Source organism: Streptomyces sp. NRRL B-24484, assembly GCF_000717715.1.
Taxonomy (GTDB): domain Bacteria; phylum Actinomycetota; class Actinomycetes; order Streptomycetales; family Streptomycetaceae; genus Kitasatospora.
On sequence record NZ_JOAI01000028.1, the window covers coordinates 19403 to 33189 of the forward strand.

Here is a 13787-nt window from a genome sequence, read left to right on the forward strand (position 1 = left end):
ACGGTCGCCTGTCATGCACACCATGCCCGCCGCGCGGCCGGGGCCGCCGGTGACGGCCGGTCAGGGACGTCGAGCGCGGGGGCTGATCACGCCCGGCCGACGGGCCCCACCGGAGTCGACGTTCACGCGGTGGCGGCCCCGCGCCGCGAGGGCGACGGGGGAAGACGGGGGCGATGGACGTCGAGGAGACCGAGGGCCTGCACACGGCGGGGCCGATCCGCTCGGCCGGGCAGGGCCGCTACGAGGTGCTGGCGCCGCTCGGGGAGGGCGGCATGGCGTCCGTGCACCGAGCCCGCGACACGGTGCTGGGACGCACCGTCGCGGTGAAGACGCTCCATCCGGACCTGGCCCGCGACCCGTCCTTCCGCGAACGCTTCCGCCGCGAGGCGCAGGCCGTCGCGGCGCTCAACCACGTCAACATCGTGGCCGTGCACGACAGCGGCGAGGACACCGGGCCCGACGGCGTGGTGCCGTTCATGGTGATGGAGTACGTGCAGGGGCGGTCGGTGCGCGAGCTCGTCCGCGAGGCTGCCGCGGGCCGTCCCGGCGGCACCGTCCCGCTGGACCGCGGGCTGGCGGTCACCGCGGCGGTGCTGGACGCCCTGGAGTGCAGCCACCGCCAGGGGCTGGTGCACCGGGACATCAAGCCGGCCAACGTCATGACGACGGCCGACGGCACCGTCAAGGTGATGGACTTCGGCATCGCCCGGGCGCTGCAGTCGGACGCCACCGCGATGACCCGCACGGGCACCGTGCTCGGCACGCCCCAGTACCTCTCGCCCGAACAGGCGCAGGGCCGTCCCGCGGACGCCCGCTCCGACCTCTACTCGGTCGGCTGCATGCTCTTCGAACTGGTCACCGGCACCCTGCCGTTCGACGGCGAGTCGGCGATGAGCGTGCTGTACCAGCACGTCCAGCAGCCGCCGCCGGTGCCGTCCTCGATCAACCCGGCGGTGCCGCCCGCCGTCGACGCCGTGGTGGCCCGCGCCCTCCGCAAGGACCCCGCGGGGCGCTACCAGAACGCCCGCGCCATGGCCGAGGACGTCCGACGGGCCGCCGCGGGCGGGGCGCCGACGCGTCCGCTGCACTCCGCTCCCACCGTCACGGCCGAGCACGTCGGGGTCGCGGACGACGAGGCTCCGCCCACCGGGGGCGGGGGCGCGGGTGCCGGAGCGGGTGCCGGTCCGTCCTGGCCGTTCGGGGCGTTCGCCGGTGCCGACGACGCGGCTACGGCCGACGCCCTCGCCGAGGGCATGCGGTACGTCGCGATCCGGCGGCAGGCGCAGCTGCGGCGGGTGCGCAACGCCAGGATCGCCGGTCTGGCCCTGGTGCCCGTCGTCGCGGTCGCCTGGGCCCTGACCACCTTCGGTGACCCCTTCGGGTTCCGGACGGCCACCCACACCCCGGACCCTCGGGCGACCGGCCCGTACTCCTCGTGCGACCCGCTGACCTTCGGGGACGACGGCTTCTCCCCGCCCTCGTTCTCGGGCATGTCGCCGGCCGAGGCGCAGACCTGCGCGGAGATCGCCGGGCTGAAGATCGACCGGCAGACCACCACCGGCAGCACCTACAACAAGGACACCGTCGTCCGGCAGGAGCCGGGGACCTCCCAGTCCGTCCGGCGGGGCAGCACCGTCACGGTCTGGGTGTCGGCGGGCGGCGATCCCCGGGCGAAGGGGGACCTCGCCAACTGCGAGGTCGAGGAGCAGCACGGCAAGGTCCCCACCCCCTGGCTCAAGGGGCGGACCCTGACCGCCGCCCGGACCTGCGCGGACATCGCCCATCTCAAGCTGGAGGAGGCCGGCACCGTCCAGGACCGCCTCACCCCGGCCGGCCAGGTCGCACGCCAGGAACCGGGATCGGAGAACACCACCGTCGGCAGCACCGTCAAGGTCTGGATCTCCACCGGCGGCGACCCCAGGGCCGTCGGCACCCTCGCCGGCTGCGACAGCGCGACCGGCGACCGGCCCGAAGCCCCGGCACTGGAACACATGAAGGTCGCCGACGCCCGCCTCTGCGCCGACATCGGGCACTTCAAGCTGGCGGAGCAGAGCACCCCCGACCCGATCTGGCCGAGCGGCGAGGTCCTCCGCCAGGAGCCGGGGAGCTTCAGCCGGATCGACCCCGGCGGCACCGTCCGGATCTGGGTCTCCTCCGGAGCGCCGTGACCCCGACCGCGGGGGCGTCACGTGGCGGTGGCGGTCGGTAGGGCAGGCTGGGGCCATGGCGGGTACGGCGAACCGGACGGTGTGGCAGCGCGTGCGTGAGACGGCGCTGCCGCTCGTCTCCGCGGACACCGAGGGCGCCGTGCTGCCGGTGCTCGGGACACGCGCCCTGGTGCTCCACCGGATCGATGCCGCCGAACACGCGCGGCGGCGGACCGCGGATGCCGAACGCCTCGACGGGTTCGCTGCGTTGGAGTGCCTGCTCGCCCTCCCGGTCGACCTGCCGGTGCCGGTGGACTCGCTCGGGAGCAGGGAGCGGGCCGTGCTGCGCCGCCTGCCGCGCGGCGCAGCCGAGTTCGACGGCGGCACCGTGACCCGTCGGGCCGTCAGGCCGCTCGCCGTGGACCTGGCGGTCGTACGGGCCGCCGACTGGCGGACCGGCCTGGAACGCGCGGGCCGCTTCGCTCCCTTCTGCAGCAGGGCGGTCCTGCTCGACCGGCTGCCCGGCCCCGAGCTGGACGCGGCCGTGATGGACGCCTCCTTCTACGGCATCGGAGTGCTGCTGAGCGGCCCGGACGGGATCCGCTCGGTGCTGGCCCCGGCGGAGTACCGTCCGCAGCGGCACACCGCCGCGGCCTGGCACTTCGCCGAGGGCCTGTACGAGCGTCTGCGCTGAGCCCTGTTGCCGTGCGCCGGTCAGTCCGATGCCGTACCGGCCGGTGCCGAGGGCACCGCCTCCAGGACCGACCACCGGTGGAGCTGGGGCGGGACCGGGAAGCCCTGCGGCTGTCGGATCTCCGCGTTCACCACGGGGTACAGGTCCACGGCGGCGCGGCACTTCTGCTGCCACCAGCGCTGCCGGTCCGGCCCCGGGGGCAGGGCCCGCAGGCTCCGCAGCCAGGACATGAGCACTGCGGTGTTGTGCCGGGAGGCGGGCACGCCGTCGAGGCGGGTCGTGAAGCTGTCCAGCGGCCGGCCTCCGCAGGCGGCGCACTCGCACACCGGCGGCCGGGTGGCGGCGAACCGGCGTGCGATCGTGGTCCCGAGGAAGAGCCCCATCAACTCCGGGAGGAGCACGGACGGCGAGTCCGAGAACCCCGGACGCCCCGCTGCCTCACCGGGCGGCACGACGTGCCGCATCCGGCTCGACTCGCCGTAGGCGGCGAACGACGCTCCACGGGCCAGCGCGCCGAAGGCCGCGAGGTCGGCGCGCAGCAGGGCGACATCCGGTACGTCCGACACCACCCGCGCCAGCCCGGTGACGGCCTCGGGGAAGCTCGCCAGCGGGTCCTTCCGGCCGCCCAGCATGACCGCCTTGGCGCCCGGTGCAGTGCCGAGCACGTCGATCAGTCGGTCGACCCGTTCCGGGCGCAGCCATCCGACGTCGATCGGGAGGACGAGGACGATCCGCGGATCCTGCCGTGCGGTCAACTGCCGTACTGCCGCGATCAGTGCGGGTGTGTCGGTGGCCGGGAGGTACCCGGTCGGTGTGAGCACCGCGGTCGCGCCGGCGCCGAGCTGGTCCTCCACGGCCTGCCCGAGCGGATCGGCGGCGGGCAGTTGGTCGGCCGGTGACAGGAACGGCTCGTCCGCCGTCGCCACACCGTCCCCGTAGCGGGCCGGATCGGCGAGGACGACGCCCTCGTGGCCCTCGTCGCGCAGCGCCGCGGTCTTCCTGAGGGCGTCCGGCCCGCTGATGACGAGGCCGCTGAGGGCGGGGTCGAGCCGGCCCCGCACCTGTCCCACCCGGCGGGCGGCGACCTGGATCAGCAGTCTGCCGGTGAGGGACTCGGGCCCGTCGAGGGGGCGGCGGCGGGGGACTCTGCGCTGTCGTGGCAGCGGGACGGAGGAGTCGGTCATGGCCTCGCCTTCACATCGGCGGAAACGGTCGACGGCGTACTCGAACCTCCAGTGTACGAAGCGGAGCGACAGTCCCGATCGGCGACAATTCGCCGCTTCGGCGGGCCGGTTGGCCGGTTCACACGCCTCGTCGGGATCGCGGGGTTCTACCGGACGAAGCGGGACCAGTAGGACCAGTGCGGCGGGGGGAACGGGCGGTCGGGGTCGGGGTCCTCGGGTGGGGTGGGGCGGTCGCCGAAGAAGTAGGCGTGGAGGTCGAGGAGGTAGCCGTACATCTCGCCCTCGGAGCGGAACTGGAGGTCGTGGCTGGTGATGGAGTGCCAGGTGCCGAGGTCGGCGGGCTGCTGTTCCAGCAGGTGTTCCAGGCTGGTGCGCAGCCGTTCGGCGTAGGCCCGGTCGCGGGCCAGCAGCCGCCTCTCCTCCGCCAGGTCGAGGCCGACGTTCGGGTGCAGGAAGTAGGTGTAGAAGGTCCGCAGGCGGCTGTCCTCGCGCCAGCCGGGGATGTCCCAGGCGTTCCAGGGCGGCGGTGCGGCCTTGAGGTGGGTGAGGACGGGGCCGGTGCGGTGCTGCTCGTTCACCGTGGGGAGGACGGCCCGCACCGGCGGACGGTTCCACGGGACGCCCCGACGCCCCCGACGGCGCCGACGCCCCGACACCCGCAGAGCGTGGGGGAGTCAGGGCGCCGGGACGCAGTGGCCGTCAGGCCGTGGACGGCCTGCGGTCGACGACGGTGCGGAGTTTGCCGCTGGTCGGGGTCCGGTCGAAGGCGGTGGTGGGGGCCGTTTCGACGGTGCAGGTGAGCAGGCCCTCGGCGGTGGCCGAGGCCAGTTCGGGGACGACGTCCAGGAGGACGGCGAGCGCGGCCTCCGGGGCCGGGGCGTAGCGCTCGTCGAGGCGGACGGTGAGGTGTTCGCGGACGGGGTCGGCGTCCACGAGCAGCTGGAGTTCGCCGCGGTAGCCGAGGTGTTCCTGCGCCACCGCCGTGAGGCGGCGGACGTTGAGGAAGTAGGTGCCCACCCGGACGACGTCGCCGTACCGGCCGAGGAGTTCGATCCGGGGGGTGTGGCTGCCGCAGGGGCAGGGGCCGTCGACGCTGCGGCCGAGGTCGCCGATCTGGTACCGCTCAAGGCGCTGGCCGGCCCGGGTGCGGGTGGTGAAGACGAGGCGGCCGGGCTGTCCGGGGGTGGCCGGCCGGTCGGCCTCCGGGTCGAGGATCTCCAGGGTGTGGAGCTCGGTGAGGACGTGGTGGACGGAGCCCTCGGCGTGGGTGCACTGGTAGCCGAGCGGTCCGAGGTCGGTGCTGCCGTACGCGGCCGAGCGGATCGACTCGACGCCGAACTCCTCGGTGAGCACCCGGCGCTGTTCGGCGGTGAAGTGCTCGCCGCCGTAGAACACCTTGCGGATCCCGCCGTAGGCGCGCAGCACCGCGCCCTGGTCGTGGAAGAGCTGCCAGAGGTAGGAGGGCATGCCGAAGACGGTGTCCGCCCGGTGGGCGACGAGCGCCTCGGCGGTGGCGGCGTGGTCCGGTCCGGCCGCGATCGGCAGCTGGGTGGCGTTCAGCCGTTCCAGGATGGAGAAGAAGCTGATGAAGCTGCCGTACATGCCGCCGCAGTAGAAGAGGTTGGCGGCGCGGTCCTCGGCCGGGTCGAAGCCGGCCGCGAGCAGGCCGTTGGCGCCGGCCCGCATCTGGGTGTCGTAGTCGGCGTTGGTGAACACCGACAGTGCCGGCGCGCCGCTGCTGCCGCCGCTGCGGAAGTACAGGTGGGCGTGTTCGGGTGCGAGGGCGCGCAGTTGCTCCTGGACGCCGGGCTTGTCGAGCAGCGGCCCGTCCGGCGCGGCGGGGAGGGCCCGGGGCCCGGCGAGGTCGTCGAGGCAGGCGGTGGTGGCGAAGGCGGTGCCGGTGCGGACGGCGACCCGGCGGCTGTAGCGCTGCAACGCGTAGACGCCGTCGTGGGGTTCGCCGTGGTAGCTGTCGAGCATGGCGCCGACCGGGGTGACCCGCAGGACGCCGGCGGCGAGCACGGCCTGTGCGAGCCGGGCGGTGTCGCCGCGGTCGGCGCCGATCGCGGCGGTCTGCAGGTAGCGGCGCATCGGCCGCAGCACGGCCATGACGGAGGCGCGGGGCAGCGGCTTGACCCAGATGCTGCGGTTCAGCGGTGAGGCGGCGAGGGCCGGGCGGGTGTCGGCGAGGACGCGCCAGGAGCCGTCCTCGGCGGCGAGGACCCGGGTGAGGCCCAGGTGTTCCTCCAGCCGGGCGAGCAGTTCGGCGGTGGTGATCTCGGCGTGCTCGGCCGGGTCGAGGACCGGGCGGGGCGACGCGGCCGAGGCGGCGGCGAGACGCGTGGCGAAGCGGTCGGCGAAGGCGAAGACCTCGGTCTCGTCCTCGGTGTCGAGGTAGACCACCTGGGGGCTGGAGCAGGCCTGCTGTTCGAGGCGGCAGACGTCCGCGGCGAGCGCGTCCAGGGTGGCGGTGTCCGACCAGGCGTCGCGGGTCAGGTAGGCGAACGAGATCCGGTGGCCCCACTCGACCAACCGGCAGCCGGGCGGCACGAGTTCGGCGACCGAGCGGACGGCCTCCTCGCCGCCCCAGACGGCCACCGCGTCGGCGGGCCCGCAGAGCAGGCGCAGCCAGTCGGTGCGGCCGGAGGGGAAGCGCAGGGCGACGGTGCGCCGGGCGATCGCCCCGGTCGGGTCGGCGTCGGCGAGTGCGGCGAGCAGGTACTGGGCCAGCAGGGTGTCGCCGCTGCTGGTCTTCAGCACGTTGAGGTTGCCGGTGAGCAGGCCCTCGACGACGCTGAGCGGCGCGACCGCGGCGGCGTTGCCCGGGGCGATGTGGACCAGCAGGCCGACGGGTGCCCAGGCTTCGAAGACGGTCTCCCGGGCGTCGGGCCGGACGAGGCGTTCGGGGCGCAGTGCGCCGAGTTCGCGGCGGAGCTTGCGTTCCAGCGCGGGCCGGTCGACCGCCCCGGCGATCTCGGCGAGCACGGCGGCCGCTTCCGCGGCGTCGAGGCCGTCGGCGGCGAGTTCGGCGAGCAGGCGGGACCTGGCGGGATCGCCCTCGGCGCGGAGGGTGTCGGCGAGGCGGACGCAGGCGTCCAGCACCGTCTCGGTCGGCAGCGGTTCGGCGAGCACCTCGGCGGCCAGCGCGGGCAGGTCGGCGAGCCGCCGGGCGGCCTCCTCGTCGTCGACGAAGGCGCCCTGCCAGTAGTGGGGTGCGGTGGTCACGACATTCCCTTCAGGAGTTCGGCGGCGGCGGCCGCGCAGGTGCGGTTGCGGCTGATCCCGGCCCGGCCGTGGACGGTGAACCACGGGGTGGTCAGCGGGCAGGGGCACGCGTCGCCCGGGTGCAGCGAGGCGAGGTCGCCCATGACGACGCTCTGCGCGGGCACCGAGGTGATGTACGGGGAGACCAGGTGCAGGAAGCCGGGCTCGCCGTACGGCAGCGGCTCCAGGGTGCGGGTGTCGCGGACGGCCACCCGTGACCAGACCGGGGCGTGCAGCCGGTGGTGCCCGCACTCGATGTACGGCACGCAGTGCTCGACGGAGCCGAAGGTGTCCCGGATCCGGTCGGAGGGGATCCCCAACTGCTCGGTGACGGCGGCGTAGAACGCCTCCTTGCCGATCTGCCGGTCGGTGTGGCCCTTCCAGCCGCCGCCGAGCAGGACGAGCGAGCCGGCGGGCAGCTGCAGCGGCGGCAGGCCGAGGGCGCGCATCCGCTCCAGGGTGAAGTGCAGGAAGGCAGGGAAGCCGAGGATCCGGACGGGCAGCCCTTCCGCGGCGTACCGCTGCAGGGCCTCGATGCAGCCGTGGACGTCGAACTCGTGGCCGCTGCCGGTGTGCCGCAGGGCGTGCGCGGTGCGGTGCGCAGGGGCGAAGTCGCACAGGTAGTTGTCGGTGAAGGAGGTGCCGAGCTTCAGCTGCGGCGCCGGTTCGTAGCTGTACAGCAGGTAGTTGACGGGCTGTTCGGGGGTGATCCAGCCGTAGTGGTCGAAGATCCGGGCGACCATGCGCTGGGCGGAGCGGATCGTCCAGGTGTCGAAGAACATCTGTGACTTCTGGCCGGTGGTACCGGAGGAGGTGAGGTGCAGGAACACCTCCTCCCGCGGGATCGACAGCACCTCGTGCCGCTTGAAGAAGTTGGCGTGCACCAGCGGGGCGCGGACGTCCGCGCCGACGGTCGGGGCCGGGGTCTCGGCGGGCCCGTCCAGCAGCGAGCGGAGGAAGGGCGAGCGCTGCGCGTGCCAGGCGTTGGTCTCGGCCATGGCGGCGGCGAACAGCGCGTCGGCCTCCGGCCCGGCGGCGTACGGGTCGGCCAGGTCGCAGAGTTGCTGCAGGTGCACGAGCGCGGCGGGGTCGGGGACCCCGACCGGTGCGAGATGCGGGTTCGGCGGAGGGACGGTCACGGGGCAACCTCGGGAAGGGTCAGGTAGGTCGAGGTCCAGGCGGTCAGGTACGACTCCAGGTACGGCCGCAGCCGCGGGCCGGCGGCCGTGGCCCGGAAGTCGATCTGGCGGCTGGTCCGGGACAGGACGACGTAGTCGTGGAAGCGGTCGCCGATCCGGCGCATCGCCGGATAGACGGCGCTCGGGATGAATCCGGCGGCGAGGAAGGCGTCGAGCGCGGCGGTGTCGGCCAGCGGCAGCAGCGTCTCGACGTAGTCGGCGCCCGCGCGGGTGACGGCCGCCATCAGCGGCTCCAGCGCGCCCGCGACGGCCGCCGGGGACGGGTGGACGGCGACCAGCGAGCAGCTCGCCGCGACCGGGTCCAGGTCGGCGTACGCCTCGAAGGCGCCGTCGGGCGGGGTGAGCACGGCGTTCGGCAGGTGCAGCGGGAAGAACCGCGCGCCCGGGTCGGGGAAGAGCTCCAGGAACCGGCGGCGGACGAAGCCGGGCGCGGCGATCAGCTCCATCGGCGCGGTCACCGGCGCACTCCGGCCGGCCGGACGGGCCGGGGCCACGGCCGCCCGCGGGCGGCCGTGGTCGAGGCCGGTGCTGCGCCGGGCCGCCTCCAGCAGCGGCAGCAGGGCGCCCGGGACGGCGCCGACGGTCTCCCGCCGGGCCAGCACGCCGTCGGCGTGCCGGGCGAACAGGGCGAGGCTCTCGCAGCCGGCCACCTCGACCGCGTTCGGCAGCAGGCCGAGGGCCCGGAAGCCGTTGCGGACGAACACCTGCTGGGGGCCCGGGGTGACCACCCGGACGGTCGCGTAGACGGAGTCCAGCGCGCCGCCGGCGAAGGCGTCCGCGCAGACCGCGGCGGTCAGCCGCCCGGCCAGCCCGCCGCCCCGCTGCTCCGGGTGGACGGCCAGGCCGACCAGCTTGCCGATCCGGCTGCCCGCGTCGGTCTGCACCGCCACCGACCCGGCCAGTCGGCCGCTGTCCTGACGTGCCGTCAGCCAGTGGGTGTGCGGGTCGGCGATCAGCCGGCGCATCTCCTCGGGGTCGCTGCCGAGCGCGACGGGGTAGCCGTGGCCGTACACGTCGAAGTAGAGCTGCCGCAGCTGGGCGACGTCCTGCGGGCAGGCGGGGGCGATCGTCACGGTCATCGCGCGCCCCCGGTCGGGCCGGCGTCCGCGATCGGCCGGGCGTCCGAGGCCGGCTCCCGGCGGCCCGTCCACCACAGCGCGGCGGCGACCGGCAGCACGCCCAGCGCCTGGACGAGGCAGAGCGTCCGCGGCGAGAGGTGGTCGCCGAGCGCACCGAAGAGCAGCGAGGAGACCGGCAGGACGGCCCCGAGCAGGGCCTGCATCACCGCGAAGAAGCCCGCCCGGTCCTCGGTCGGTACGGTCCGCTGGAACAGCGCCACGAACCGCACGCCGATCACGCCGACGCACCAGCCGGCGACGGCCATCGCGGCGAGCGCGGGGGCCCGGCCGGCGGCCAGCCCGGGCAGGGCGAGGGCGGCGGCCATCAGGCCGAGGCAGCCCGCACCGATCGCGGTGGGCGCGCCGGGGAGGCGGCCGCCGGTGGCCGAGCCCGCCAGGGTGCCGAGGCCGAGGGCGGCCTCCAGCGCGGCGACGGTCGTGCCGTCGGCGTGCAGTACCCCGCGGGTGTACAGCGGCATCACCACGAAGACGGCCGTGGTGAAGAGGTTGGCCGCGGTGAAGCAGAGCAGCACCCGTCGGACGAAGGGCAGGTCGGCCAGGATCCGGCGCAGCGGCCGCCGTTCGGTTCCTGCGCCGCCGTCCGCGGCCGGGGCGGCGGGGAACCGGGTCGCGCCGATCAGTGCGGCGGCGAGCAGGTAGGCCCCGGCGCAGCCGGCGACCACGCCGGGCAGGCCCGCGGCGTCGACCACCAGTGGTCCGAGCAGGCCGCCGGCGAGTCCGGCGAGCGACTGGGTGGCGAGTTCGAAGCCGGTCGCGGTCTCCAGGTCGCCGTCCTCGACGAGGTCGGGGACGGCGGTGGTCAGGCAGGGGTCGAAGACCGCCTGGCAGCCGGCCAGCAGCAGTGCGGCGCCGTAGGCGAGGGCGGTCGGCGGGGTCGCGGCGTACGTCCAGCCGGCGGTGGCGAGGGCGGCCAGGCCGGCGACGGCGGCCGAGGTGCCGAGCACCGTTCGGTGCGGGCACCGGGCGACGACCGCGGCGACCAGTGGCACCAGGGCGACCGCGGGAAGCGTGCTGACGGCGAGGAAGGCGCCGGAGGCGAGGCCGCGGTCGGGCCCGGCGGCGTAGCCGACCAGCCACCAGACCGCGCCGACCTGGAACATCCGTCCGGCGGCCTGGGTGAGCACCTGGGCGGCCCAGACGGCGCCGAAGCGCCGGTTGCGCAGCACGAGCGGCAGGCGGCGGCCGGCCGTCCCGGCGGTCCGGTCCGGTCCGGTGCGCCCGGTGGCTCCGGTGGGTTCGGCGTGCCCGGTCGTTCCGGTGGCGGTCATGAGTGCGGCCGTTCGTCGAGGACGCGCAGCAGCTTGCCCGTCCGGGAGTTGACGGCGAGTTCGTGGTGGCGCACCCAGTCGACGGAGAGCGGGTGGACGTGGCTGGCGGTGACCGCCTCCGGGTAGAGCGGCCGCGCGGTGTGCACCGCCCGCGCGACGGCGGCGGCCGTCGCGGCGAGGCGGTCGGGGCCGCCGTTCCCGGCGAGGCGCAGCACCAGGCCGTCCCGGCCGTCCCAGCGGCGCACCACCAGCTGAACCCCGGTCACCAGACCCGCGGTGTCGGCGTTCCGGACGAGGTCGAGCACGTCCTCGGTGTACAGCGACACCGGGCCGACCCGGACGCCCTCCTGGGCGCGGCCGAGGATGCGGAAGCGGCCGGCGGCGGCGTCCGTCCATTCGGCGCGGTCCCCGACGGGGTAACGCAGCACGGGCATCAGCCGTCGCCGCAGGTCGGTGACGACGACCCGGCCGGGCAGGCCCTCCCGGGTGATCGGCTCGCCGGTGTGCTCGTCCAGGATCTCGACCACGGTCTCCGGGGCGAACACCCGGTGCACCCGGGTGTCCTCGCCCGGGACGGGGCGGCCGAGCAGGCCGGCGTCGACGGCGGCGTAACCGACCGACGACACCCGGGCGTTGGGGAAGGCCTTGCGGAGCAGCGGCTGCTGGTCCTGGAAGAGCCCCTCGCCGCCGAACAACAGCAGTTCCACGTCCGGCAGTTCGCGGCCGTCGGCGAGGAGGTGGTCGGCCAGCGCGCACAGGGTCGTCGGGGTGCCGGCCACCACCTGGGCCGCGAACTGCTCCAGGGTCCGGACGGTGGAGGCGAGCGGCGCCGCCCCGCCGATCGGCAGCCGCACGTTGGCGGCGGGGGAGTGCTGCAGCGCGTCGAGCACGAAGGTGTAACTGGCGTACAGGTCACCGGCGTAGAAGAGGTCGGCGACGCGGTGGCCGGGCCGGAGGCCGGCGTCGACCAGGCCGTTGCCGAAGGAGGTGGTGAACTCCCGCCACTCCTCGCGGCTGTAGAAGGAGAACTTCGGCGCTCCGGTGGTGCCGCCGCTCTTGAAGACCACGGCCTCGGTCAGGGGGCCGGTCAGCAGCCGGTTGTCGCGGGGCGTGTTCGCCCGCCAGAACCCGGCCTGCGGGACGACCGGGAGATCGGTCAGCCGCTCCGTGTCCTCGGGCAGGCCGGCGTACAGCTCCGCGTAGAAGGGTGAATTGCTGCGGACGAAACGAATGAGTTCCGCCGGTGGGTGAACGGGCATCGATTCCTGCTCTGGGGCATGCGTGTGCGGATCGGATCGGGTCGCGGGCGTGGTGCGATCCCGCCCCGGACGATCGGGTGCGACGGATTGTTGCCGGCACTCCGCAAAGGTCGGACGGGTGCGGATCGTCAAGGAGTTGACGCGAAGTAAGGAGCGTCTGGCTTCTCGCTCGATGAAACAGAGGCTAGCAGCTTCATGTGCCTACGGATTGCAGTCTCTGGGCCCTTCGAGGGGGCGGCCGGCCGGTGATCTGAGCCGCGGTCAGGGGTTATTCGGGTACGTCGCAAGGGTGTGGTGAGATACGTCTCAGCGCGTCGAATTCCAGTTGAACCGGAAACATTTCAGGTACTGCTGCCGGATTCCGTCGCGGATGCCCGGAATTGCCACCCGCCGGTCGACGGGGGCACCCTCCGCCGACCGGCGGGATACGCGGCGGGCCGCCCCGGTGAAGCCGCACCGCGGGCCGGATCCGGCTGGCAGGCTGTCCCGGACGGGACGTCGACGAGGGGGCTGTGATGAGCATCGGTGGACCGCCGCGACCGGACGCACCGGGCCCGCCCGCACCGCCGCTCGACCCGGAGCTGCGGGCCGCCCTGGCCGCCGCGGGATCGGCCGCGCGGGCGCCGGTCACCCCGGAGAACCTCGCGGCCGTGCAGCGGCGGGACGCCGGGTCGCGCCCCCGCCCGACCCTCCGGGAACTGGGCGCCGACGGCCGGTTCGAGGTCACCGAACTGACCGCGCCGGGCCCGCACGGCGGCCCGGACGTACGGCTCGTCCTCGCCCGGCCCGCGGCGGCGTCCGGGCCGCTGCCCGTGCTCCACTACCTGCACGGCGGCGGCATGGTCATGGGCAACGCCTGGTCCGTCCTGCCCCGGCTGCTGCGCGACCTGGCGCTGCCGCTGCACCTCGCCGTCGTCTCGACCGACTACCGGCTGGCGCCGCGGACCCGCTACCCGGGACCGGTGGAGGACTGCTACGCCGGGCTCGTCCACACGGCCGACCGTGCCGCCGAGCTCGGCCTCGACGCGGACCGCATCGTCCTCGGCGGCAGGAGCGCCGGCGGCGGGCTCACCGCCGCCCTCGCCCTGCTGCTCCGCGACCGCGGCGGCCCGGCGGCGATCGGCCAACTGCTGCTGAGCCCGATGCTCGACGACCGCGGCCGCACCTTCTCCAGCCACCAGATGGCCGGCGTCGACACCTGGGACCGGACCTCCAACGCCACCGCCTGGCAGGCGCTGCTGGGCGACCGCTACGGCGCCGCGGACCTCCCGCCGTACGCGGCCCCGGCCCGTGCCACCGACCTGTCCGGGCTGCCGCCCGCCTACCTGGAGGTCGGCTCGGCCGAGACCTTCCGGGACGAGGCGGTGGCGTACGCCGACGCGATCTGGCGTGCCGGCGGCGCGGCCGAACTGCACGTCTGGCCCGGCGCCTGCCACGGCTTCGACACGATCGCACCGCAGGCGGCCCTCAGCCGCGACGCCCTCGACGCGCGCCGCCGCTGGCTCCGCCGGATCCTCGGCGGCCCGGGCCCGGGCCCGGGTCCAGGTCCAGGTCCAGGCACAGGCACGGGCGGCGCAGCATGACGGCGGGGCGCGCCCCGGAGCCGTCTCCGGGCCGCGCCCCGCCGACCGGC

The 13787-nt window shown here is 75.0% G+C and carries 10 protein-coding genes; 3 read left to right on the top strand and 7 right to left on the bottom strand.

Annotated elements, in window-relative coordinates:
* Positions 1-173 precede the first annotated feature (173 nt).
* Entirely contained in the window at positions 174-2168 is a 1995-nt protein-coding gene (locus IE98_RS49350; RefSeq protein WP_052390893.1) for a protein kinase domain-containing protein, read from the top strand.
* 55 nt (positions 2169-2223) lie between these two features.
* Positions 2224-2841 (top strand): hypothetical protein, encoded by a 618-nt coding sequence (locus tag IE98_RS0124155; protein WP_063748995.1) that lies wholly within the window; start codon positions 2224-2226, stop codon positions 2839-2841.
* Positions 2842-2861: 20 nt separating this feature from the next.
* Here IE98_RS0124155 and IE98_RS44965 read toward each other — a convergent pair whose 3' ends face one another.
* From IE98_RS44965 to IE98_RS0124190, 7 genes are all read right to left on the bottom strand, one after another.
* Positions 2862-4025, bottom strand: coding sequence for a hypothetical protein (locus IE98_RS44965; RefSeq protein ID WP_052390895.1), 1164 nt, complete (start codon positions 4023-4025; stop codon positions 2862-2864).
* A 146-nt stretch (positions 4026-4171) separates the two neighbouring features.
* Positions 4172-4603: a hypothetical protein gene (locus IE98_RS0124165; protein WP_159401037.1), complete on the bottom strand. Its 432-nt coding sequence runs from the start codon at positions 4601-4603 to the stop codon at positions 4172-4174.
* A gap of 121 nt (positions 4604-4724) precedes the next feature.
* Complete coding sequence (locus IE98_RS0124170; protein WP_030272254.1) at positions 4725-7250, bottom strand: acyl-CoA reductase; 2526 nt, start codon at positions 7248-7250, stop codon at positions 4725-4727.
* Positions 7247-8428 carry an acyl-protein synthase gene (locus IE98_RS0124175; RefSeq protein ID WP_030272256.1) on the bottom strand — a complete coding sequence of 394 codons (1182 nt, stop codon included), beginning with the start codon at positions 8426-8428 and terminating at the stop codon, positions 7247-7249. Before IE98_RS0124175 ends, IE98_RS0124170 begins: the two co-directional genes overlap by 4 nt.
* Positions 8425-9567: a GNAT family N-acetyltransferase gene (locus IE98_RS0124180; RefSeq protein ID WP_030272258.1), complete on the bottom strand. Its 1143-nt coding sequence runs from the start codon at positions 9565-9567 to the stop codon at positions 8425-8427. Before IE98_RS0124180 ends, IE98_RS0124175 begins: the two co-directional genes overlap by 4 nt.
* The gene (locus IE98_RS0124185) at positions 9564-10895 is read right to left on the bottom strand and encodes an MFS transporter (protein WP_078661246.1); all 1332 of its coding nucleotides are present in this window, start codon (positions 10893-10895) and stop codon (positions 9564-9566) included. The genes IE98_RS0124180 and IE98_RS0124185 overlap by 4 nt, the downstream gene beginning before the upstream one ends.
* Positions 10892-12154 carry a phenylacetate--CoA ligase family protein gene (locus IE98_RS0124190; RefSeq protein ID WP_030272261.1) on the bottom strand — a complete coding sequence of 421 codons (1263 nt, stop codon included), beginning with the start codon at positions 12152-12154 and terminating at the stop codon, positions 10892-10894. The genes IE98_RS0124185 and IE98_RS0124190 overlap by 4 nt, the downstream gene beginning before the upstream one ends.
* A gap of 515 nt (positions 12155-12669) precedes the next feature.
* Here IE98_RS0124190 and IE98_RS0124195 point away from each other — a divergent pair.
* Positions 12670-13737 (top strand): alpha/beta hydrolase, encoded by a 1068-nt coding sequence (locus tag IE98_RS0124195; RefSeq protein ID WP_052390896.1) that lies wholly within the window; start codon positions 12670-12672, stop codon positions 13735-13737.
* The last annotated feature ends 50 nt before the right edge of the window (positions 13738-13787 follow it).

Bases quoted from the DNA above. Each gene is read 5' to 3' on its own strand.
- IE98_RS0124195 (WP_052390896.1), top strand. From the start codon at position 12,670: ATGAGCATCGGTGGACCGCCGCGACCGGACGCACCGGGCCCGCCCGCA.
- IE98_RS44965 (WP_052390895.1), bottom strand. From the start codon at position 4,025: ATGACCGACTCCTCCGTCCCGCTGCCACGACAGCGCAGAGTCCCCCGC.
- IE98_RS0124180 (WP_030272258.1), bottom strand. From the start codon at position 9,567: ATGACCGTGACGATCGCCCCCGCCTGCCCGCAGGACGTCGCCCAGCTG.
- IE98_RS0124190 (WP_030272261.1), bottom strand. From the start codon at position 12,154: ATGCCCGTTCACCCACCGGCGGAACTCATTCGTTTCGTCCGCAGCAAT.
- IE98_RS0124185 (WP_078661246.1), bottom strand. From the start codon at position 10,895: ATGACCGCCACCGGAACGACCGGGCACGCCGAACCCACCGGAGCCACC.
- IE98_RS49350 (WP_052390893.1), top strand. From the start codon at position 174: ATGGACGTCGAGGAGACCGAGGGCCTGCACACGGCGGGGCCGATCCGC.
- IE98_RS0124155 (WP_063748995.1), top strand. From the start codon at position 2,224: ATGGCGGGTACGGCGAACCGGACGGTGTGGCAGCGCGTGCGTGAGACG.